The 21,900-nt window shown below is 32.4% G+C and carries 21 protein-coding genes and 1 tRNA gene; 11 read left to right on the top strand and 11 right to left on the bottom strand.

Translation table 11 applies throughout. The features are described 5' to 3' along the window. Nucleotides 1-9: 9 nt before the first annotated feature. The 3 genes from IEV10_RS12655 to folP are packed head-to-tail and all read right to left on the bottom strand — an operon-like array spanning nucleotide 10 to nucleotide 2,459. Nucleotides 10-798, bottom strand: coding sequence for a DUF3667 domain-containing protein (locus IEV10_RS12655; protein ID WP_188375088.1), 789 nt, complete (start codon nucleotides 796-798; stop codon nucleotides 10-12). Continuing rightward, complete coding sequence (gene cdaA, locus IEV10_RS12650) at nucleotides 798-1,580, bottom strand: diadenylate cyclase CdaA (protein WP_188375087.1); 783 nt, start codon at nucleotides 1,578-1,580, stop codon at nucleotides 798-800. Before cdaA ends, IEV10_RS12655 begins: the two co-directional genes overlap by 1 nt. Before the next feature lie 51 nt (nucleotides 1,581-1,631). Next, on the bottom strand, nucleotides 1,632-2,459 hold the full coding sequence (gene folP, locus IEV10_RS12645; protein WP_188375086.1) for a dihydropteroate synthase: 828 nt from the start codon (nucleotides 2,457-2,459) through the stop codon (nucleotides 1,632-1,634). 96 nt (nucleotides 2,460-2,555) lie between these two features. Between folP and IEV10_RS12640 the strand changes: the two genes are divergently transcribed. From IEV10_RS12640 to IEV10_RS12615, 6 genes are all read left to right on the top strand, one after another. Then, a complete protein-coding gene (locus IEV10_RS12640) occupies nucleotides 2,556-3,098 on the top strand; it encodes a DUF1599 domain-containing protein (RefSeq protein ID WP_188375085.1) in 543 nt (180 codons plus the stop codon). 7 nt (nucleotides 3,099-3,105) lie between these two features. Then, the gene (locus IEV10_RS12635) at nucleotides 3,106-4,839 is read left to right on the top strand and encodes a BT_3928 family protein (protein WP_188375084.1); all 1,734 of its coding nucleotides are present in this window, start codon (nucleotides 3,106-3,108) and stop codon (nucleotides 4,837-4,839) included. Between the two features lie 19 nt (nucleotides 4,840-4,858). Next, entirely contained in the window at nucleotides 4,859-5,935 is a 1,077-nt protein-coding gene (locus IEV10_RS12630; protein ID WP_188375113.1) for an ABC transporter permease, read from the top strand. 84 nt (nucleotides 5,936-6,019) lie between these two features. Further along, complete coding sequence (gene tpiA, locus IEV10_RS12625; RefSeq protein ID WP_188375083.1) at nucleotides 6,020-6,769, top strand: triose-phosphate isomerase; 750 nt, start codon at nucleotides 6,020-6,022, stop codon at nucleotides 6,767-6,769. An 8-nt stretch (nucleotides 6,770-6,777) separates the two neighbouring features. Continuing rightward, the gene (gene prmA, locus IEV10_RS12620; protein WP_188375082.1) at nucleotides 6,778-7,614 is read left to right on the top strand and encodes a 50S ribosomal protein L11 methyltransferase; all 837 of its coding nucleotides are present in this window, start codon (nucleotides 6,778-6,780) and stop codon (nucleotides 7,612-7,614) included. Nucleotides 7,615-7,720: 106 nt separating this feature from the next. Continuing rightward, nucleotides 7,721-7,996, top strand: coding sequence for an ATP-dependent Clp protease adaptor ClpS (locus IEV10_RS12615; RefSeq protein WP_188375081.1), 276 nt, complete (start codon nucleotides 7,721-7,723; stop codon nucleotides 7,994-7,996). A gap of 31 nt (nucleotides 7,997-8,027) precedes the next feature. On the opposite strand, the gene IEV10_RS12610 is transcribed toward IEV10_RS12615, so the two are convergent. The 4 genes from IEV10_RS12610 to IEV10_RS12595 form a co-directional block, all read right to left on the bottom strand. Further along, complete coding sequence (locus IEV10_RS12610; protein WP_188375080.1) at nucleotides 8,028-9,434, bottom strand: MBL fold metallo-hydrolase; 1,407 nt, start codon at nucleotides 9,432-9,434, stop codon at nucleotides 8,028-8,030. 69 nt (nucleotides 9,435-9,503) lie between these two features. After that, complete coding sequence (locus tag IEV10_RS12605; RefSeq protein WP_188375079.1) at nucleotides 9,504-10,304, bottom strand: sulfite exporter TauE/SafE family protein; 801 nt, start codon at nucleotides 10,302-10,304, stop codon at nucleotides 9,504-9,506. Further along, entirely contained in the window at nucleotides 10,304-10,720 is a 417-nt protein-coding gene (locus IEV10_RS12600; protein ID WP_188375078.1) for a DUF6691 family protein, read from the bottom strand. The genes IEV10_RS12605 and IEV10_RS12600 overlap by 1 nt, the downstream gene beginning before the upstream one ends. 2 nt (nucleotides 10,721-10,722) lie before the next feature. Next, on the bottom strand, nucleotides 10,723-11,280 hold the full coding sequence (locus tag IEV10_RS12595; RefSeq protein WP_188375077.1) for a YeeE/YedE family protein: 558 nt from the start codon (nucleotides 11,278-11,280) through the stop codon (nucleotides 10,723-10,725). A gap of 140 nt (nucleotides 11,281-11,420) precedes the next feature. Between IEV10_RS12595 and IEV10_RS12590 the strand changes: the two genes are divergently transcribed. Beyond that, nucleotides 11,421-11,494, top strand: a tRNA-Arg gene (locus IEV10_RS12590). A 188-nt stretch (nucleotides 11,495-11,682) separates the two neighbouring features. Here the strand turns inward: IEV10_RS12590 and IEV10_RS12585 are convergent. Then, a complete protein-coding gene (locus IEV10_RS12585; RefSeq protein WP_188375076.1) occupies nucleotides 11,683-11,835 on the bottom strand; it encodes an SsrA-binding protein in 153 nt (50 codons plus the stop codon). 560 nt (nucleotides 11,836-12,395) lie between these two features. Here IEV10_RS12585 and IEV10_RS12580 point away from each other — a divergent pair. After that, a complete protein-coding gene (locus tag IEV10_RS12580; protein ID WP_188375075.1) occupies nucleotides 12,396-14,390 on the top strand; it encodes an endonuclease in 1,995 nt (664 codons plus the stop codon). Between the two features lie 39 nt (nucleotides 14,391-14,429). Here the strand turns inward: IEV10_RS12580 and IEV10_RS12575 are convergent, their stop codons facing one another. Beyond that, nucleotides 14,430-16,703 carry a M56 family metallopeptidase gene (locus tag IEV10_RS12575; RefSeq protein ID WP_188375074.1) on the bottom strand — a complete coding sequence of 758 codons (2,274 nt, stop codon included), beginning with the start codon at nucleotides 16,701-16,703 and terminating at the stop codon, nucleotides 14,430-14,432. 1 nt (nucleotide 16,704) lies between these two features. Next, the gene (locus tag IEV10_RS12570; protein WP_188375073.1) at nucleotides 16,705-17,064 is read right to left on the bottom strand and encodes a BlaI/MecI/CopY family transcriptional regulator; all 360 of its coding nucleotides are present in this window, start codon (nucleotides 17,062-17,064) and stop codon (nucleotides 16,705-16,707) included. A 163-nt stretch (nucleotides 17,065-17,227) separates the two neighbouring features. Between IEV10_RS12570 and IEV10_RS12565 the strand changes: the two genes are divergently transcribed. Further along, entirely contained in the window at nucleotides 17,228-18,175 is a 948-nt protein-coding gene (locus tag IEV10_RS12565) for a calcium/sodium antiporter (protein WP_188375072.1), read from the top strand. Between the two features lie 65 nt (nucleotides 18,176-18,240). On the opposite strand, the gene IEV10_RS12560 is transcribed toward IEV10_RS12565, so the two are convergent. Further along, the gene (locus IEV10_RS12560; RefSeq protein WP_188375071.1) at nucleotides 18,241-19,254 is read right to left on the bottom strand and encodes a glutamine synthetase beta-grasp domain-containing protein; all 1,014 of its coding nucleotides are present in this window, start codon (nucleotides 19,252-19,254) and stop codon (nucleotides 18,241-18,243) included. Between the two features lie 753 nt (nucleotides 19,255-20,007). Between IEV10_RS12560 and IEV10_RS12555 the strand changes: the two genes are divergently transcribed. Continuing rightward, the gene (locus tag IEV10_RS12555; protein WP_188375070.1) at nucleotides 20,008-21,243 is read left to right on the top strand and encodes a hypothetical protein; all 1,236 of its coding nucleotides are present in this window, start codon (nucleotides 20,008-20,010) and stop codon (nucleotides 21,241-21,243) included. 113 nt (nucleotides 21,244-21,356) lie between these two features. Continuing rightward, nucleotides 21,357-21,893, top strand: a complete 537-nt coding sequence (locus tag IEV10_RS12550) for a hypothetical protein (RefSeq protein ID WP_188375069.1) — start codon at nucleotides 21,357-21,359, stop codon at nucleotides 21,891-21,893. Nucleotides 21,894-21,900: the final 7 nt, after the last annotated feature.

Below are 21,900 nucleotides of genomic sequence, written 5' to 3'. Positions count from 1 at the left end.
AATTGTAAATTAGTTTAATATAAGTTTAACGATAAAACCTATGATTGCTCCCAAGATTGAAATAAAAACAAATATTGCTCCTATAATAAAAAGACTTATTATAACATTTGCAAACGTAATCCAAAAGGATGTGTTAGAAACTCTCTTCAGTACAAAGAAAAAATAAGCATAGGTTAGTATAATTATGTAAAACGCGGCAGTAAAAAAGTTGATGCCAAAACCAAGAGCGGCAACGTATAAAAAAGCAGATACTATGACTGTATGTGCTCCGTAGTATAGATTAATAACTACATGTTCCGTAAAATTAAAACGTTTTATTCCAGTCATTCTAAACGTTATCCATGTGGCAAATGCCGAAAAAGGAATTCCGATTGTAAAAAAAATACTCTGAGTTGAATTAAAATCGTCAATATTTCCGTTTAGAAAAGGGTTATTTTCTTGTCCAGGAGATTTTGCCAATTCTTCTAAAAAAACCAATTTGTATAACTCAGGGTTATTAAAAATGTGTTCCATAAAAAACACCTGAATCCCTAGCAATGTCAAGGCTATTGCAAAATATTGAATAACATTAATGTACTTTTTACGAGTGCCGTTAATGTAACTAACAATAACAGATTCTGGTTTTGTAAAGAGATGATTAAAGGTTTTTAGAAGCTTATTGTCAACAGAAAAGAACTCAACATTGACTTGCTGAAAAAGTGCTTTTAAAGTCAGCCTGTTTTTTATAATTCTAGCACCACAATCAAAACAGTAGCGTTGGTTTTGAGAAATAGGTATTTCGCAATTTTTACACTGCATTAGATAAGGTCTTTTTTAATCTTGTCAACTAATTCTTCTTTAGTCTTGTACATCACAAATTCAGCATTTTTCACATAAGACAGTGTACCGGTTTCTTCACTTACAACCAATGCCAATGCATCTGTTTTTTCGGTAATGCCAAGCGCAGCACGGTGGCGTAACCCAAAGCGTTTGGGTATAGTGACTTCATTGTTTACAGGTAAAATAACGCGAGTCGCTTTTACCACATTGTTATCAATGATTATAGCGCCATCATGCAATGGACTGTTTTTAAAAAAAATACTCTCTAATATGGGTTGTGATACGATGATGTTCATTTCATCACCAGTATTCGTTAAGAAATCAAGATTGTTATTACGTTCTATAACTATTAAAGCACCAGTATTTGTGGTTCCCATTTTTATACACGCATTAACAATGGCTTCAACATCGTTTGTGGTTTCTGTATCGCTATTAAGGAATTTAAAATTTTTAAAAATTCGTCGTTTACCAGATAAATTAGTAGAGCCAACCATCAGTAAAAACTTTCGAATTTCTGGTTGAAAGACAACAATCAAAGCAATAATACCAACCTTCATAAAGCCATCAACAATTCTATAGAGAAGATGCATATTTAGATAGTCGGTAACTACCCAAACCAAGTAAATAATAAGAATACCAATAAAGATGTTAATGGCAACTGTACCACGAACCAATTTGTAGATATAGTAGAGTAGAATGGCCACAAGAAAGACATCTACAAAATCTGTAAGTCTAAAATCCCAAAGTTGTAAATCACTCAAGTTGGATGGTTTTGTGCTAATTTAACAAATTAGGTTTAATAAATTATGAGATTAATTACTTTTCAATTGATTAAAAAGCGTGACACATTCCATAGCTTCTTTAACATCGTGCACTCTCAAAATAGAAGCGCCTTTTTCAAGAGCAAACATGTTGAGTGCAGTTGTACCGTTGAGTGCTTCTTTTGCCGAAGTGTCTAATGTTTTGTAAATCATAGACTTTCTGGATATACCTGCTAAAATGGGCTTATCTGTTATTTTTAATAATTCCATTTGGTTTAGAAGCTTATAGTTTTGCTCTAGAGTTTTTGCAAAACCAAAACCTGGATCAATAATAATATCGTTGATTTTTGCGTTATGAGCTTCAGAAATACGTGCTCCAAAATAACGGATGATATCTTTTAGTAAATCATCATAATTAGTTTGTTGTTGCATCGTTTTTGGGTTACCACGCATGTGCATCATAATGTATGGGACGCCATGTTTTCCAACAGTTTCAATCATTTTGTTATCTAACGTTCCAGAAGAAATATCATTAACTAGAGCTGCACCAGTTTCAATAGACTTTTTAGCGACTTCACTTCTAAAGGTATCGATAGATATTAAAGTTTCAGGAAATTCTTTCACTATTAATGCTACAACTGGGACAACACGATTTAATTCTTCATCTTCAGAAACAAAATCCGCACCAGGACGTGAGCTATAACCACCAACATCAATAAAAGTGGCACCTTCGTTTAGCATAGTTTCAACTTGTTTCAAGATGTTGGTTTTATCTTTATAAGTACCACCATCATAAAACGAATCCGGTGTCACATTTAAAACACCCATAACTTTGGGTTGCGAAAGATCTATGAGTTGCCCTTTGCAGTTGATTGTCATAAATAACTAAATTTCTATTGTTAAAAACCAAATTCCAAAAACTTTGAACTTCTGATTTATTTATGCGAAATTTACGCAAAAATAATAGGATACTAAATGTCTAATACCTCTCAACAATACGATACTGTAATTGCTAAATGCCGAAGCTTATTTGTAAACAAAATGAGTGATTATGGCAGTGCATGGCGCATTTTAAGATTACCATCTCTAACGGATCAAATTTTTATAAAGGCACAGCGTATACGTAGCTTGCAACAAAATGATGTAAGAAAAGTTGATGAAGGTGAAGTGAGCGAATTTATTGGTATTATTAATTACTGTGTAATGGCACTCGTTCAACTCGAAAAAGGTGTTGTAGAGCAACCAGATATGGCTACTGATGAAGCTACAAAATTGTATGATCAAAATGTAGCTGTAACAAAACAACTAATGCTAGATAAAAATCATGATTATGGCGAAGCATGGCGAGACATGCGTGTAAGTAGCTTAACCGATTTAATTTTGCAAAAGTTATTGCGCGTGAAGCAGATTGAAGATAATGCCGGTAAAACAATAGTAAGCGAAGGTATAGATGCCAACTATCAAGACATGATTAATTATGCAGTTTTTGCAATGATTCACTTAGGTGAAGGAAAATAAAAAAAGTATGAAATACATAGTACAAATTTGTAGAATTTTTGTTGGGGTTTTGTTTATCATTTCTGGATTTATAAAGCTAAATGACCCACTCGGATTCTCATATAAACTTCAAGAGTATTTTAGTACAGATGTACTTAATATACCGTTTTTAGAGCCTTATGCATTAGCCATTTCAGTTTTTGTGGTGGTTTTAGAAGTTGTGCTTGGCGTCTTTTTATTGATTGGTTACAAACGTAAGTTTACCATTTGGATGCTTTTAGGTATGATAGTGTTCTTTACATTTTTAACCTTTTATTCGGCTTATTTTGATAAAGTAAAAGACTGTGGTTGCTTTGGCGATGCTTTAAAATTAACACCTTGGGAAAGCTTTACAAAAGATGTTGTATTGTTAGTGTTGATACTTGTTTTGTTTTACGGACAGAAATATATCAAGCCAATTTTTAAGACGCTGCCTAATACCATTATTGCACTATTAAGTTTTATTGTATCGCTTTGGTTTGCATATCATGTATTGATGCATCTACCATCAATTGATTTTAGAGCCTATAAAATTGGAAACAATTTGTCTGATGAAATGGCAATTCCAGAAACTGCATCACGCCCTGTGATTGAGTATACTTGGACTTATAAAATTAATGGCGAAGAAAAAACATATGTAGACAACGGAAGTGGGCCTGCTAAATACGACGAAGTTATTAATGTTGAAACTAAAGAAATTGATCCTGGTTTTATTCCTGCAATTCAAGATTTTACCATAGAATCTAATGATGAAGATTTAACGACTTACTTTTTGGAGAAAGAGCATCTAGTTGTAGTGGCCATGTATAATATTTATAATTCTGAAAAAGAAGGTTTGGAAAAATTGAAATCATTTACCGATGATGCCATTAAAAAAGGTTACACAGTTATTGGACTTTCAGCCTCAGGAGATGAAGCAAAACAGCAACTAAAAACAGATTATAGCCTAAACTTTGATACGTATCTCTGTGATGAAAAAGTAGTAAAAACTATTGTACGTTCTAATCCAGGGATTTTTATCCTTAAAAAAGGTACAGTGGTCAATAAAGCCCATTGGAATGATATTGAGGATATAGAGCTAGAAATATTAGAGAATGCAAATTTGAGCTTAGATTTTGAGCTGAAAAAAGAACTTGATGAAATATATGCTTTGGACCAAGGTATAAGAGAAATTTATTTCGCAAAATCCAAAGAAGAAAAGGATGCAATTGCTCAGAGGATTGGTATCCCTATTAAGGAAAATGCTTTAGATTATATGAGCTTATGGGGTGAAATAGACTCCATTAATATGATTAAGGTAGAAAAAATTGTAAAGGATTACGGCTATCCAGGTAAGTCTTTGGTAGGAGAGCCTACCAATAAAGCTGCTTGGTATGTTATTCAGCATTCACAGAAAATTGAACAATATCTTCCCCTGATGAAAGAAGCATCAAGTAAAGGCGAATTGCCTAAACATTTAGTAGCAATGATGGAAGATCGTCACTTAATGTATAATGGTAAGCCTCAGATATACGGTACTCAAGGAAGAACTATAGGCATGAAAACTGATAATCCTATTCAGATAATATGGCCAATTGCTGATGTGGGAAATGTAAATAGTTTAAGAGCAGAGGCAGGATTTTTAAATACTGTAGAGGAAAATGCAAAGCGCTTATTTGGTGATGATTTTGTTTTCAAAAACTATACAATAGAAGAAGTGAATAAGCTAGATAAAACAAACTGATTGTAAAACATTTAAGTACCTGATAAGTTATCTACTAAATAAAATCTTTTACGCCATTCTTACGCTTGTAGGAGTAGTCACAGTTATATTCTTATTATTTACGGTATTGCCTGGAGACCCAGCGAAAATGATGTTGGGCCAAAATCAAACAGCAGAACAAGTTAAAGCTGTAAAAAAGAAGTATGGTTTTGATAAAACATTAAGCACACAGTATTTCCATTACTTAAATGATTTATCGCCTTTATCTTTTCATTCAACCAACGCTGAAGACTATACCTTTTTAGAAGCTAATAAATATTCAGCAGCAAAGCTTTTTACAATTGGCAATACAGCTACTGTAATTAAATTCCCATACTTAAGAGCATCTTTTGCCAAACAGGGTAAAAAAGTGACTCAAGTTATTGGAGAGACTTTACCTAATACTTTTGTTTTAGCAGTGTCGGCAATAATTATTGCTATGATTTTGGGTTTAATTTTTGGTGTTATTTCTGCTCTTAAAAAAGACACTTGGATAGACAGAAGTATTCAGGTGTTTAGTACGCTGGGTATGAGTGTGCCTTCGTTTTTTAGTGCTATTTTGTTTGCATGGTTATTTGGTTTTGTATTACACAAATACACCAATTTAGAAATGACCGGCAGTCTATACGAGCTCGATGATTTTGGAGAAAGAGTAAGCATTAAGTGGAAAAACTTAATCTTACCGGCTATTGTTTTAGGAATTAGGCCATTGGCAGTTATTATTCAGTTGATGCGTAACTCACTTTTAGAAGTTATGAATCAAGATTATATTCGTACGGCAAGAGCTAAAGGCTTGAGTGAGTTTCAGATTATAAAGAATCATGCGATTAAGAACGCATTAAACCCAGTTGTTACTGCAATATCAGGTTGGTTTGCTTCTATGTTGGCAGGTGCAGTTTTCGTGGAGTATATTTTTGGATGGAATGGCCTTGGAAAAGAAATTGTAAATGCATTAAACACACTAGATTTACCAGTAATTATGGGCTCTGTTCTTGTAATAGCAACAAGTTTTATTATCATTAATATTTTGGTAGATATCATCTACGCAATGCTAGATCCACGTGTAAAACTATCATAGTAATACATGAGATTTGTCAATTAAACTTCGGGTATAATCCCTTATTTTTGTAATTCAAAACATACGATTCAATACTTCAATATTATGAGAAAAAATATAGTAGCTGGTAACTGGAAAATGAACAATGATTTACCCCAAACAGAAGCATTAATTACTGACTTAAAAAATCAAAATCAGACTTCTCATGCTGAGGTTATGATAGCGCCCAGTTTTACGAATCTTTGGCATGCTTTTGAAGCCTTACGTCAAAACACAATCGAGGTCGTAGCACAAAACATGCATTTTGCAGAAAAAGGTGCATATACAGGAGAGGTTAGTGCTAGTATGCTTAAGAGTATAGGTGTAAAAACTGTAATTTTAGGTCATAGCGAGCGTCGTGCTTATTTTAACGAAACGGATGCATCCTTAGCTAAAAAGGTTGATGCTGCTTTGGCAAATGGTTTACGCGTTATCTTTTGTTTTGGAGAAGAGCTATCCGATAGAAAATCTGGCAACGAAGAAGGCGTAGTTGGTGGCCAAATACAAAATGCTTTATTTCATTTAGGTGCTGATGCTTTTAAAAATATTGTATTGGCCTATGAGCCCGTTTGGGCAATAGGCACAGGAGAAACTGCAAGTCCTGAGCAGGCACAAGATATGCATGCTTTTATCCGTAAAACATTAGCAGATAAGTATGGTGCTAATATCGCTGATGAAGTTTCTATTCTATATGGTGGAAGTGTAAAACCTAATAATGCCAAAGAGATTTTTTCTAAACCAGATGTTGATGGAGGTTTAATTGGTGGCGCTTCACTTAATGCAGAGGACTTCTTTGCTATTGTCAATGCCTTTTAATAGCATTTATGTCTAATACTATATATATCGGTTACGAGTTTAAAGTCTCTCCACTACAACCAGCAGTAGAAATTTTAATTGCAGAATTGGGCTATGCAGGTTTTGAGAGTTTTGTTGAAAATCAAGATGGTGTAACAGCGTATATTCAAAAAGGTGAATGGCATCAGGATATTTTAAAACATATACAGATTTTAAATTCTGAAGAGTTTGAAATTACTTACAAATTCAATGAAATAGAACAAACCAATTGGAACGCAGAGTGGGAGAAGAATTTTAAACCCATTATGGTTGACAATCAAGTTACTGTAAGAGCCCCTTTTCATGATGAGCCTCAGACAAAATATGATTTAATTATAGAGCCAAAAATGAGTTTTGGAACTGGGCATCATGAAACTACTCATATGATGATTCAACATATCCTTAAAAATGATTTTACAGACAAATCAGTTTTAGACATGGGATGTGGAACAGGTGTTTTGGCTATTTTGGCAGAAAAAGTTGGAGCGAAAAGTGTAGATGCTATAGATATTGATAATTGGTGCTACATCAATAGTTTAGAGAATGTAGATCGCAATAATTGTACAAGAATTTCAGTATATGAAGGGGATGTAACACTCTTGTATGAAAGGACTTATGATATCATTATAGCAAATATTAACCGTAATATCTTACTCTCTGATATTTCTGCATATGCAGGGTGTTTAAATGAAAATGGCTTACTCTTTTTAAGCGGTTTTTATCAAGATGATATTCTCACAATTGAAGCAGAATGTAATAAATATACACTTAATCTTAAAGATAAAATTCAGAGGAATGATTGGGTGGCCTTAACCTTTAATATTTGAAAGAAGCTGTATCTAGATTAAATTTTAACATATTTAGAGTGCTAGAATGATGTGATTCATCGTTTTGGTAACGAATATTTTTTAAATTAGCTTAAAGTATATAGTAATGGGGTCTCAGGAGAAAATAAAAGAACAATTATTAATTGAAGAAGAAGTTGTTGGGCAGAATGAAATTATTTTGTTTAATGATGATGTTAATACCTTTGACCATGTCATTGATACATTGATTTATGCTTGTGATCATACACCAGAGCAGGCTGAACAATGTTCTATTATTGTACACTATAAAGGAAAGTGTACCGTAAAAACAGGATCTTATGACGAATTAGAACCGCGATGTTCCAAGCTATTACAAGCTGGACTTAGTGCCGAAATAGTATAAATAAAAAGCTCGCAATTGCGAACTTTTTATTTTAAAGTGTAGACGGACATACAAAATCTGTCGTCGGCAAATCAGTCTTTTTAATTGCACCAAAACCCCCAGCAACATCAACTAAATCAGTAAATCCTCTAGCTTTAAGTATTGAGGCCGCAATGACTGAACGATAACCACCAGCACAATGAATGTGGTATGTTTTGTTTTTATCAACTTGACTCATGTTTTCATTGATAAAGTCTAAAGCAAAGTGTTGTGCATTTTCTAAATGCGATGAATTGTATTCACCATCTTTACGGACATCTAGTATGTTTACAGTATCATTTTTTATGCGTTCAGCAAATGTTTCTGCTGAGATAGATTCAAGAGTTTCAATAGCTCTTCCAGAACTCTTCCAGCTTTTTATTCCGCCTTCTAGATAACCTAAGGTGTTATCATAGCCCACACGAGAAAGACGAGTTATGGCTTCAGATTCTTTACCTTCAGGAGCAACTAAAACAATGGGTTGTTTTATGTCTGTGATTAAAGCACCTACCCATGGTGCAAATTGTCCGTTTAATCCAATAAATATTGAGTTAGGAATATGCCCTTTTGTATAATCTGCTTGTGGCCTAACATCTAAAACTAGAGCAGTTTCATGATTTGCTAAAGCTTCAAAATCGTCAGGACTTAAAGGCTTGTCTCCTTGTTTTAAAACATCTTCAAAATCTGCATATCCAGACTTGTTCATCATAGCATTCTTAGCAAAATACTGTGGTGGTGGAGCAATGCCATCTAACACTTCTTTCACAAATTCAGCTTTTGTCATGTCTGCACGAAGCGCATAATTACTTTGCTTTTGCTCACCTAAGATGCCAACTGTTTCTTTGCTTAGGTTTTTTCCACATGCAGAGCCTGCACCATGAGCAGGATAAACGATAACATCATCGGCTAAAGGCATTATTTTATTACGAAGCGAATCGAATAACATGCCAGCCAAATCTTCACTTGTTAAATCTGATTTTATGGCTAAGTCTGGCCTGCCAACATCACCTAAAAATAATGTGTCGCCAGAGAAAATAGCATGGTCTTTACCGTTTTTATCTTTTAATAAATAGGTCGAAGATTCTAATGTGTGTCCTGGTGTATGTAATACTTTTATGGTTAGCTTTCCAATTCTAAACTCTTCGTTATCTGTTGCAGAATGTATGTCGTAATTAGTATTTGCTCCAGGTCCATAAACTATAGTGGCACCTGTTTTTTTTGCCAAATCTACATGACCCGAAACGAAATCAGCATGAAAGTGTGTTTCAAAAATGTATTTGATTTTTGCATTATTTGCTTCAGCTTTATCAATGTACTGGCGTGTTTCTCTTAAGGGGTCAATAATAGCTACCTCACCTTCAGATTCTATGTAGTATGCGCCTTGAGCTAGGCAACCTGTATATAATTGTTCTATTTTCATTTTCATTCCTTTTTTGAGATGCAAATTTACAAAACTTGAAGTTTCAAAATGTGATATTTATCATATTGCCTATAGGAGTTCTTTCCAGATAATATAAGACCCCATTATTAGAGTGAAATATCCAAATGCTTTCTTTAATTTTTTACCATCTATAAACCTTGAAAAATAGAGTCCTATTAAAATCCCTACTATTGAAAGTGAGGTAAACTTTAAAAGAAACGTCCAATCTATATCAATATGCTTGATATCACCTAGGAAACCCATTAAAGACTTTATAGCAATAATAAAAAGTGATGTGCCTATAGCTGTCTTCATAGGTAGTCTTACAAAGAAAACTAAAACGGGGATATTTAAAAAACCGCCACCAGCTCCAACAAAACCACTAATAATTCCTGTGACTAAACCAAATATAATAACCAAAACGTTATTGTAGTTAGAATCCGGTTCATCATCATCTATACTATTTGCCTTTTTGGTGATCATAGAAATGCTGGCAAACAGAATAACAACAGCAAAAACTAGCATTATAAAAATACCGCTGGTTACTTTAAAATCAGAAATGCTAAACATAACATCTGGTAGAATAGGTACTAGGTATCTTCTAGTTAAATAAACGCCGATAATAGAAGGAATTGCAAAAATTATTGCTGCTTTATAATCTACTAGACCTCGTCTTAGACTTTGTGCTGCGCCAATAGTAGATGTGGCTCCAACTACAAATAATGAATATGCTGTGCCCACAATAGGGTTGAACCCTAAAAGATATACCAAAATAGGAACAGTCAATATAGAACCACCACCGCCAATTAATCCCATAATGAATCCTGCAACAACTGAAGCAACATATCCTAATATTTCATTAATCTCCATTAATGAGGTAATTTATCTTTTAATACACCATACATATATGTCCCAAAAATTGCAGCGATTAATACAATAATAATAGAGAATGCGCCTGTTCCAAATAAAATATACATAGGTCCCGGACAAGCGCCGCAAAGTGCCCAACCTAATCCAAAAATACTACCACCAATAATATATCTTCTGAATCCTGAATCCTTTTTAGGAACGGTTAAAAGATTACCTTTTATGGTTTTTAGCTTTATTTTTTTTGAAATTAATAATAGTAAAATACCAGTAGTTACTGCAGAGCCAATAATACCATACATATGAAAAGACTGAAACTTAAACATCTCAAAAATGCGATACCATGAGACAGCTTCAGATTTAACCAAAACAATGCCAAAGAATAGACCTACTAAAAAGAACTTTATATACTTGCCCATAATTAAAATAAGATTGGATAAATAAGGTGAATCATAATTAAACCGCCAATAAAAAAACCAACAACTGCTACTAGTGAAGGTAATTGTAAACTACTTAGCCCAGTGATGGCATGTCCAGAAGTACAGCCACCTGCATAACGAGTTCCAAACCCGACTAAAACGCCACCTATAATAAGTATTAGTAATCCTTTAATGCTTAATACATTTTCCCAACTAAACAATTCTGGAGGTAATAAGGATTTGCCAATATTGTTAAAGCCTAAAGTATTTAAATCTAATACTGTTTGTTGACTTAAATTAATATCTATTGGGTTTGAAAGAGAGTTATGAGCAATAAAACCGCCAACTATAGCCCCAAGTACAACTACAAGATTCCAGCGTTGTGCTTTCCAATCGAATTTAAAAAAATCTACTTTTTTACCAGCGCCCCCAATAGCACAGAGTGTACGTAAGTTGGAAGACATTCCAAACGTTCTTCCAAAGTATAAAAGTATAAACATGACTATAGCAATACATGGTCCAGAAATGTACCATGGCCATGGTTCTAAAATATATTCCATAAACTAAATTTTAAACAAAAATAAAATTCTATAATCATCTATCTATAACGAATGGCAAAAAAGGCAAAAACTCATATTTTATGAAAAAATAGTTTGGATGTTTTTTAAATAATATATTATATTTGCACCCACTTAAAATAGGCCTCGTGGCGCAACTGAATAGCGCATCTGATTACGGCTCAGAAGGTTGCAGGTTTGAATCCTGCCGAGGTCACGAATAAACCAAAAGCAAGCTAAAACTAATAGCTTGCTTTTTTGTTTTAGTAAGGTTTTGATTTCTTAAAGCGGAGCTTTGTTAGGCATGACAGAGTCAATCTGTAGTCACTAAAAGCTCATCAATATTGATAAGCTTTTTTATTCTATCATTTTTATAATTTATTCTTTTAGCTATAATAAAAAACTTTAATCCAAAGCATTCATAGTAACATAAGCGCGCCATCCTATGATGGCTAATTGCCATTTCTTTGCTTTTGCGATATCTAATTGCTTTTTAGTAAAAGAAGGTAGTAAGACCTTATTGACTTTAGCTAAAGCTTTAAAAATATTTTTTTTCATGATATATCCTAATGTTCAAATATATCTAAAAAAAGAAAACTTAGCTTTTAGCTAAGTTTTACATTTTTGATTGATTGGTTAAAATCTTAAATCGAGAAAATAATTTCTACAATTACTTTTACAATAGTTAGCATGGTTTAATGTTTTTAAAGGTTAATATTTTATTACAATTTTTTGATTGAGTTTTCAATATATATAGGCTATTAACCTTCTGCCAAATACTTTTGCTAAAATCTGTGAATTTAAATATGAATTTATAAGTAAAAAAATTTTAATAGTTTTAAAATGAAACCTATTTATCTTTATTTGTGTTTTAATATGTTATATTTTAATATGTATTTAGTTATTAATTGAAACATTTCAAGGGGGTTTTAAGAGCTGTTTTTAAAATTCAAGGGAAGTTTTATGCTTAAAACAGCTGTTTTTGAGGATTTGATCTTTTTAGTTTTAATACCTGAACTTTTTTAGGATAAGTGATGTCATTTTTTTTACTTCTATTTGATAATAGTTAATTAACATAATTCGGCGCTTAATAAACGTATATTTGCAAAAAATTAAGTATGCGCAATTTTACTTTTCTCTTATTCTTTTTAGTTTCATTTTTTGCACAATCACAAGTGCTTGTAATTAATGAGATTGATCCAGACACTCCTAGTACTGATGACAAAGAATTTATTGAAATAAAATCTCTAACACCAAACTTTTCAACTGACGGATATATTTTGGTGTTTTTTAATGGTTCTACTAATGGAGGTGATTCAAGTTATTTAGCATATGACTTAAATGGATACACCACGGATAGCAATGGACTTTTAGTTCTTGGGAATTTATTGGTAAGTCCTTTTCCGCAAGTTGTGATTCCAAATAATGTTATTCAGAATGGTGCAGATGCTATTGCAATATATCAGGCTTCAGTAAATGATTTTCCTGAAGGAACACTTGCAACACAAACAGATTTAATTGATGCATTAGTATACGATACTAATGATGCTGATGATTCGGTATTACTTGGTCTTTTAGGAGAAACAATTCAGTACAATGATAATGGTACGACTTCTAATCCAAGATCTTTACAAAGGCAAAATGATGGAACTTATATAGCTGCTACGCCAACACCTAGAGCATTAAACGATGGTAGTGGAATAGTTTTTAATACAATAGAAATTTCTGTTTCTTCAACAGAGTATAATGAGGGTGATAGTTTTGTAATTACATTTACAGCTGACCAGAATGTGACTTCTGATGTTACATTCAATATTTCATTAAATAACTTAACGTTTAACTCTTCTGATTTTATAGGTTCAACTGAGATTACTATACCAAATGGTCAAAATGTTGCTACAACAACAATTACAATTACTGATGATTCAGATGACGAAGGTGATGAAGAATTAGAAATTCGGTTTTTAGATTTAGTAGAGCCTATTGCCGCTTCAAATAATTTAATTACTGTTCGTGTTGTAGATAATGATTTTACTATGGCTGCATGGGGTACACCATTAAATCCAACCTATGACCAAGTGACTAGTGCACAGCCTTCTGGTTATTACAGTAGTCTTAACGGAAAAGCTGGACAAGATTTAAGAGATGCTGTGCAAGCAATTATTGCAGACCCAAATGTAGTAAGAACGCATAGTTATGCAGATGTTGTAGATATACTTAAAAGTGCAGATCAAAACCCTTTAAATAGTAATCAGGTTTGGTTGGTCTATACGGAAGAAGGGCGCTCTAAACTAGATGTACAAAATTCAAGCATCAGTAATGGTAAATGGAATAGAGAACATACATTTCCGCGATCAAGAGGTGGATATGATGATTGGGAAGATTTCGATGATTTTGCTACTGGTATAAATTCTTTTATAACTACAAATGCGGATTCCCTTCGTCATGGTAATTCTGATGCTCATGCATTAAGGGCAGCAGATGCAGGAGAAAATAGTAGAAGGAGTAACAGGCATTACAGTAATAATTTTGATTCTGATGAGTATAATGGTCCTTCAAATATAGATGTGACAAATGATGTGGGAATTAGTTTTAGAGGCGATGTTGCTCGTGGCGTGTTATATTTAGAGTTGAGGTATAATGGTTTGCAAATTGTAAATGGTTTTCCGAGTTCTTCCCCTACGGGTAATTTAGGTGATTTGGCAACTTTAATACAGTGGCATGAAGATGATATTCCGGATGATTATGAAATGAACAGAAACAATGTTGTTTACGAGTGGCAACGTAACAGAAATCCTTTAGTTGATTTGCCAGACCTTGTGGATTATATATGGGGAGACAAAGTAGGAATGGTTTTTAACGGTGCTTTAAGTACTAATAATGAGGAGTTAGATAGATATTCGTTTTATCCAAACCCTACACAAAACAGCTTAACATTTCAGGGTATAACACAATCAACAATAATAGAGGTTTTATCCATTGAAGGCCGAAAAATTGAAACATTAAAACCAGACAGTTCTAATAAGGTTGATTTTAGGTTGTCTTCAGGTTTGTATTTATTGAAGTTTACAGATGCTAACAAAACTGAAACTAAACGCTTAGTGATTAAATAAAAAAAAGCCTAAACTTAAATAATGTTTAGGCTTTTCCTTTTAGTAGCTTGAAGAAGCGATAAGTTTATTTCCTTTTTTGCCTATTAGTATTTTTGATATTCCATCATCATCTTTCCAGCTTGCACTGGATTTAGCACCATTTTCATCTGATAATGAAATTTTAATACTAATGATTTCACCGGCATCATTTCGCTTTACTTTATTAAATTTTGCTGTGATGTTCTGTTTTGCTAGTTTACTTTTATATTGTTTTAGCTCTTTATCAGAGGTGTCTTTAGTTACGTAGTATAAAATTGCATTTTCACTTTTGTTTAAATCATCCTCATAATGTATTCCAGATACAACTACTTTTACATTATCCGGTTTAACAGCTTTATAATCTTTGGTGAATATTACTACAGCTCCGTCTTTAGCTTTTTTTCCAAATAAGTTTATGGCTGCTTCTCCTTTTAAAATACTAACTGATTTGGCAACATCATAATCAATATCTTTTATTTTTATATTCCCCATGACTTCATTATCAATTACAATTACGGGTTTCTTGCCAGAAGCAATTAACTGTTTTACGTCACCACTAGATGCTTCTTTATATGATTTTACAGAATTAACTTTTGTTGATACTTTCCATGGCCCCTTTTCTTCGGTATTAATTATAATAACACCATCTTTTGCAGCCTTACCATATAATTTTATAGCAGATTTGTCTTTGAGCACATCCATAGTTTTAATCTTGGCAGAATTTATTTTTTGAAACTTTTTTTTAGATATGCGTTTGCCATTTAGAATATAAATAGGATCTGTACCATTAGCATTTCTAATTTTGATGGAGTCAGTATTAACCACAAAAGAGTTGCTTCGGATTTTAACATTCCCGTTAGCAATAACCTTCGATTTATTAATTGACTTGCCAACTATAATAGTGTCTTTAGTAACATATGTATATGTCGCTTTAACTTTTGGTCTACCTTCCACAACTAAAACAGAGTCTGCAACGATTTCTACCTCATTTTCAGCATCATGAATAATGAATCTGTTTTGTTTTTTATCGTTTTCAATTTCCATTTCTTCCTCAATAATTTCGATAATAGGTTCCTCTTTAACTTCAATAAGTTCTATAACCTCTGGTTCTTCAATTATTTCTATTATTTCATTTGTTGCTGGGCCAACACTAATGGAACCATTAGTGTCAGCTTTAAAATAAAATGGTTTTATACCATCACTGTCTTCTGCATTGTAATTAGTCATACCTTCATTAAACTTGAAGGATAAGTCAATTTCTGTAATTAAGCCATCAGAGTTTCTTTTAATTTCATTTATGGTCATTATAACATCCTGCTTTGCTAATTCAGATTTGATTTTGCTTAATTCTTTGTCAGAAGTATTTTTAGAAAAAACGACTTCTATTAGTTTTGAATTTTGTGTATCTAGCTTACTCTCATTTGTTACTTCTACGTTTTCTATATACACTTCTTTAGTATTAAAGCTCATTAGGAAAACCAAAAGAAGGGGTAAAATAAAAATAGACTTCAAACGATTGATTGACTTTGATGGTTGTTTCTGTAACATGATGATTCGTTTTTTGATTAATGAATTATAAAAATTTGATGTAAGATTGATAGTATTATCACCAACACTTGTTTTTAAGAGTAAACGTTGATAATCGGTTTCTGAGTTTGATGTGTTTTGAGCATTTGCATCTGCTATGTATTCTAAATTTTGCTGTATGTCTTTATGGTATAGCCATGTAAACGGATTAAACCAAAATATGACACAAGTGAGTCTAGATATAATAATATCCATAGAGTGCCATTGGCGTACATGTACTTTTTCGTGATTAAGTATTAGTTTTAATTCTTCATTCGAAAACAAGTTTGGGTTGTAAACAATCCATTTGAAAAATGAAAATGGGGAGATTTTATTTTTTACAATCACATAGGTGTAAATACCGTCCTTATCTTTTGAGTTTTTAAGCAAAAGAAATGCTAAAGAACCAAATTGTAATATAAACTGTATTAAAAATATAACTAAGCCTACAAAATAGATATTAGTCAATAATTGTAACCAATCAAATGATTTCTTATTAGGAGTAATTTCTGCAGAGGTATTAACAAATGATGTTGGTGTTTCTATTATTGTAATTGGCTCAATAGTAGTGTATATAGGGATAACGATTAAAGGCAATGCTAATGCGGTTACAAGACCAATTAATAGAAACCATCTGTTATGATTAAAAAAAGTTTCCTTTTTTAAAAAAAAGGTATAGCCCAAATACATTAAAAAGAGTAAGGCGCTAGATTTTAATAAATAGTCCATCTTATTTCTTTTTTTCTATTAATTCTATAATTTCTTTAAGTTCTTCAACACTAATTTTTTCCTCTTTAGCAAAAAAGGAAACCATGTTTTTGTAGGAGTTGTTAAAATAGTGCGCTATAGCTGTATTCATAAATTTGGCTTTATAAGCCTCTTTAGTAATAATTGGATAGTATTGGTGTGTTTTTCCGTAAGCATTATAGGCAACATATCCTTTTTCTTCAAGATGTCTAATAATAGTAGATAATGTATTGTAATGGGGTTTGTCTTCTTTAATCTCTGCCAAAACATCTTTAACAAATGCTTTTTCTAATTGCCACAAAATGTGCATTATTTCCTCTTCTTTGTTTGTTAATTTTTGCATGTGCTATATGTTTTTATAGATGAATAGGATTCAAATATAACTATTTTTGTAGTTATCAAACTATTTTTATAGTTATTTAACTTAAAATTTAGTTTTAATCCTTTAAAAGAATAGAATATATAGTTAAAAAGTAAACACTATCTTCGCAAAAAATTGAATATAAATGAATGTATTGCTTATAATCCTAGGATTGGTTTTGCTTGTTGTTGGTGGAGAATTTTTGGTAAGAGCATCTGTAGGGTTATCTTTTAAACTTAAGCTATCTAAACTTGTTATTGGTATGACGGTTGTATCTTTTGCAACATCGGCACCAGAGTTGTTAGTGAGTTTACAGGCAGCATTAGATGGCGTTAGTGATATAGCTTTGGGAAATGTAATAGGTTCTAATATTGCTAACATAGGTTTGGTTTTAGGTATTACCGCAATAATTTCTCCATTAATAATAGATAGAGAGTTTTACAAGCTTAATTGGCCAATGCTAATGTTTATGTCATTTGCATTGTATTTCTTTCTGAGTAATGATAATGTGCTTTCCTCAGTTGAAGGCGCAATATTATTTATTGTTTTAATAGGGTTCTTATTTTTGTTAATTAGAGATTCTCGAAAGAAAACAAAAGCGAGTATTGCTGAAGAAGTAGATGAAAGTTTAGCTGTTGTTTCAAATTTTAAAATAGGTATTTGGCTTATTATTGGTGCTGCAGGTTTGTATTATGGCTCTGAGTGGTTAGTAGATGGCGCAAAAGGGTTTGCTAAAGCTGTAGGCATAAGTGATTATGCTATATCTGTAACAGTAATAGCTATTGGTACAAGTGTCCCAGAATTAGCAGCTTCAGTTATAGCTGCCCTTAAAAAAGAGAAAGCCATTTCTTTGGGTAATTTAATAGGGTCTAATATATTTAACATAGCTTCTGTTTTAGGACTTACTGCAATGATAAAACCAATAGTTGTCGAGTCTTCTAAGATTTTATCTACAAATATATTTTGGATGATTTGCTTTGCTGCAATTCTTATACCGTTAGTGTTTTTTGGTAAGAGATTTACTATAGGGCGCCGTAAAGGATTATTACTTTTTATAGCCTACTTAATATTTATAGGACTGGCTTTTAGTTAAGAAAAAAATAAAAGTTATAAAAAAAAGCGACCCATTTGGATCGCTTTTTTTATATATAAATTTCACTAAGAAATATTTGCAGACTTTACGGTCTTTACTATTCGTCCTGCAATTTTATATGGATCTCCATTAGATGCGGGTCTACGATCTTCTAACCAGCCTTTCCAGCCTTTTTCTACAGTAATAATAGGAATACGAATTGATGCTCCTCTATCAGAAACTCCATAAGAAAAATCATCTACGTGAGCTGTTTCATGTAATCCTGTTAGACGCTGATCGTTATATTCGCCATAAACAGCCATATGTTCTTTTACAACTGGTCTAAAAGCTTCGCATATTTTCTCATAAGTTTCTTGAGAACCACATGTTCTTAAAACAGTGTTTGAGAAGTTGGCATGCATACCAGAACCATTCCAATCACCTTTTACAGGTTTTGGGTGGTATTCTATATAGTAGCCATATTGCTCTGTTAAGCGATCCAACAAATAACGAGCTACCCATATTTCATCACCAGCTTTTTTTGCACCTTTGGCAAATAATTGAAATTCCCACTGACCAGAAGCAACTTCTTGATTGATGCCTTCAAAATTTAATCCAGCAGCAATGCATAAGTCTGCATGTTCTTCAACGAAATCTCTACCATGTGTATTTCTACCACCAACAGAACAGTAATACATACCTTGAGGTCCTGGGTAACCGCCAATTGGGAATCCTAGAGGTAATTGCGTATCCTTGTCCATAATAAAGTATTCTTGCTCAAAACCAAACCAAAAGTCGTTATCATCATCGTCAATAGTAGAACGACCATTAGATTCATGTGGAGTGCCATCCGCATTTAAAACCTCTGTCATTACTAAGTATCCATTATTACGTGCTGGGTCAGGATAAATTGCAACTGGTTTTAATAGACAATCAGATGATCCACCTTCTGCTTGTTTTGTTGATGAACCATCAAAAGACCATATTGGACAGTCTTCTAATTTACCACTAAAGTTGTCTTCAACTTTAGTTTTACTTCTCATGTTTTGTGTTGGTTTGTAACCGTCTAACCAAATATATTCTAACTTGGATTTGCTCATTTTGTGTTGTGTTAAATTAGCGAAAGCCCAAAGATAATTTTTTTTCATTTTTCACTACTATAAAAAGAAGGAGGTTTAAACATTTGTTATTAACAACAGTGTTCTATTTATTAACTATAAGGTTTTCGCAGTTTGTGAATTAATACTTTTTTGAAAGTCAAAAAGGATAGTAAGGTTTTTAAAGAAAAAAAATCTTTTAAGACTCTTACTTTGCTAATTATCAAGCAATAAGCGGTCCTATCGTGTTGAAGAAAATTCAATCATTATCATATTTTGACGTATTCTACTAACGATAATTTATTTTTTTAACGATTTTTCGACAAAAAGATTAAATATTCGTTTAAAGACTATTGGTCTAAAGTAATAAAGTATACATTTGTAATGTTGAAGTTTCTGTAATGGAAGTTTAAAACATTAAAAGCTATTAATCAATTAATTAATTTTCTTTTGAACTCACTTTATTAAGTAAGTGAATTGAATTTTATTTCCCCCAAAAATTTAATGTTATGTTCATTGTTTCGTAACAGTTTTTGATATGTGTTTTAGCACTTTTCAAATACTTTTAAGACGAAATAATTATGAAGAAAAGTTATTCTGTTCCCCGAGAATATTTTAATGATTATAGTATTAAAAAGAATTGTAATCTCTTTCTTTATGGATTGAGAATTATATAAAAGTTAAACATAAAAGTTTTATGTTTTATTAATTAATCATTTATTAATCTATTTAAATTAATCCATTAAATTAAAAATTATGAAAAATTATTTTTTAGGTGCCGCGGCACTATTATTATGCGGAGGAGTTTCTTTTGCACAATCTAATGACAGTGATGTTGACCAAAATGGAGCTGGAAACGGATCTATCGTTTATCAAACTGGTTACAAAAACAAATCTAAAGTTGACCAAGATGGTAAAAACTTTGGTATTGGAGGTGTTGATAACAGGTCTGATGTGTATCAAGATGGTACAAAGAACCGATCTAAAGTAAAGCAAGATGGTGATCGTAACTTAGCATTTGTTACTCAGTTAGGCTACAAAAACAGATCTAATATTGATCAAGGTGTAGGTTATGCAGAAGATAATGATGCTTATGCTTTCCAATGGGGTGCAAGAAACAAATCTAACCAAAAGCAACGTTTTGATAACAATTTTGCGGATGTTGTACAATTAGGTGATGACAACACGTCTAGACAAGACCAAAGTAGTGGTCCTAACCAATCTGATGGAAACGATGCTTATGCATGGCAAGAAGGAGAGAACCATGACTCTAAGCAAACACAGAGAGGTTCTAACAACTTTGCAGATGTATATCAATTAAACTTTGGAGGTTCTGGTAACACTGCTGACCAATATCAAAGAGGAGATGGAAACCGTGCATATGCTAATCAAGTAGGTAATGATAACGATTCTGATCAAGACCAATATGGTGAAGATAACATAGCTGACGTAGATCAAGATGGGTTATCAAACACAGCTATGCAGTATCAAGATGGCGAGGGTAATGAAGCTCAAGCTGATCAATTTGGTGCTGGTAATACATCAACTCAGTACCAATTTGGTGAAGATAACTTTGGACAAGTGTGGCAAGAGTTTTTCTCTTTTGATAACACTGCTCTTCAAATACAAGATGGTGCTGGTAACGATGCTTACATAGATCAATCTTTTTTCTCTGCTAACAACTATGCTGAGCAATTACAAGTTGGTAATGGTAACTATGCTGCAGCTGTTCAATTTGACGGTTTCTTACTAGGAAACGAATCTGGTCAATACCAATTTGGTGATGATAATAGTTCTTTAACTATCCAAAATGGTAACTTTAACTTATCTGTATCTGATCAATTAGGATTTAGTAATGATGCATATACAAATCAAAACGGATTGGCTAACACTGCATTTACTTACCAAACTGGTACGGGTCACACAAGTTCTATTATGCAAACTGGAGCTCTTAATACAGCTACAACTACTCAAGTAGGAGGACCTTTCTAAGAAAGAAATAATTCTTAGAAATAGCATTAAAATAAACTAAAAGAGAGGAGTGAAAAATTCTCCTTTCTTTTAGTTATTTTTGTAAAAAGAGAGACACATAAATAATTATTAACATGAAAAAGCCATACATAATTTTATTAATAGTTGTTCTTTTACCTGTTTTAGTATTGTCTCAAGAGTTAGAGGATGTAGATAACAGTAAGACCAAAAAAGTTTCCAAGATATTTAATTATAAAAATGAGGTATCTAATTTTTTACAACTTCAACAAGTTAGTAGAAATTTCACTAATACTCCAACACAACAGAGTGGTAATAATGTTGTCATGATTCAGCAAATTGGATTTAATAATAATGTAATATCCAATGTTTCTTCAAAAGGTATATCTGATATATCACATCTTCAATCTGGGAATGATAACTTTATAAATAGTACAAGTACAGTAAATAATGTTTCTGAACAAATTTTTCAATCAGGAAACAATAATAAAGTTACCAATTTTACTTTTGGTAATGTAGATTCTGCTAGTTTGAATATTTTGCAAAATGGCAATAATTTAACTGTTGAGAGATTTGGTACAAATTCTCAAACAAATAAAATGTCAATTAAGCTTTTAGGCAATAGCCAAAGCGTAATTATTAGGAGTTTTTAATTACCAA

The organism is Winogradskyella haliclonae (genome assembly GCF_014635865.1).
Classification (GTDB): domain Bacteria; phylum Bacteroidota; class Bacteroidia; order Flavobacteriales; family Flavobacteriaceae; genus Winogradskyella; species Winogradskyella haliclonae.
The sequence above is the reverse complement of the archived record's forward strand: the minus strand, read 5'-3'. Positions and strand labels throughout refer to the sequence as shown.

Coding starts and splice junctions, on each gene's coding strand:
- IEV10_RS12580 (WP_188375075.1), top strand. CDS start 12,396: ATGCGCAATTTTACTTTTCTCTTATTCTTTTTAGTTTCATTTTTTGCA.
- IEV10_RS12565 (WP_188375072.1), top strand. CDS start 17,228: ATGAATGTATTGCTTATAATCCTAGGATTGGTTTTGCTTGTTGTTGGT.
- IEV10_RS12570 (WP_188375073.1), bottom strand. CDS start 17,064: ATGCAAAAATTAACAAACAAAGAAGAGGAAATAATGCACATTTTGTGG.
- IEV10_RS12655 (WP_188375088.1), bottom strand. CDS start 798: ATGCAGTGTAAAAATTGCGAAATACCTATTTCTCAAAACCAACGCTAC.
- IEV10_RS12575 (WP_188375074.1), bottom strand. CDS start 16,703: ATGGACTATTTATTAAAATCTAGCGCCTTACTCTTTTTAATGTATTTG.
- IEV10_RS12635 (WP_188375084.1), top strand. CDS start 3,106: ATGAAATACATAGTACAAATTTGTAGAATTTTTGTTGGGGTTTTGTTT.
- IEV10_RS12585 (WP_188375076.1), bottom strand. CDS start 11,835: ATGAAAAAAAATATTTTTAAAGCTTTAGCTAAAGTCAATAAGGTCTTA.
- IEV10_RS12640 (WP_188375085.1), top strand. CDS start 2,556: ATGTCTAATACCTCTCAACAATACGATACTGTAATTGCTAAATGCCGA.
- IEV10_RS12595 (WP_188375077.1), bottom strand. CDS start 11,280: ATGGAATATATTTTAGAACCATGGCCATGGTACATTTCTGGACCATGT.
- IEV10_RS12555 (WP_188375070.1), top strand. CDS start 20,008: ATGAAAAATTATTTTTTAGGTGCCGCGGCACTATTATTATGCGGAGGA.
- IEV10_RS12550 (WP_188375069.1), top strand. CDS start 21,357: ATGAAAAAGCCATACATAATTTTATTAATAGTTGTTCTTTTACCTGTT.
- folP (WP_188375086.1), bottom strand. CDS start 2,459: ATGACAATCAACTGCAAAGGGCAACTCATAGATCTTTCGCAACCCAAA.
- prmA (WP_188375082.1), top strand. CDS start 6,778: ATGTCTAATACTATATATATCGGTTACGAGTTTAAAGTCTCTCCACTA.
- IEV10_RS12560 (WP_188375071.1), bottom strand. CDS start 19,254: ATGAGCAAATCCAAGTTAGAATATATTTGGTTAGACGGTTACAAACCA.
- IEV10_RS12600 (WP_188375078.1), bottom strand. CDS start 10,720: ATGGGCAAGTATATAAAGTTCTTTTTAGTAGGTCTATTCTTTGGCATT.
- IEV10_RS12605 (WP_188375079.1), bottom strand. CDS start 10,304: ATGGAGATTAATGAAATATTAGGATATGTTGCTTCAGTTGTTGCAGGA.
- tpiA (WP_188375083.1), top strand. CDS start 6,020: ATGAGAAAAAATATAGTAGCTGGTAACTGGAAAATGAACAATGATTTA.
- IEV10_RS12610 (WP_188375080.1), bottom strand. CDS start 9,434: ATGAAAATAGAACAATTATATACAGGTTGCCTAGCTCAAGGCGCATAC.
- IEV10_RS12615 (WP_188375081.1), top strand. CDS start 7,721: ATGGGGTCTCAGGAGAAAATAAAAGAACAATTATTAATTGAAGAAGAA.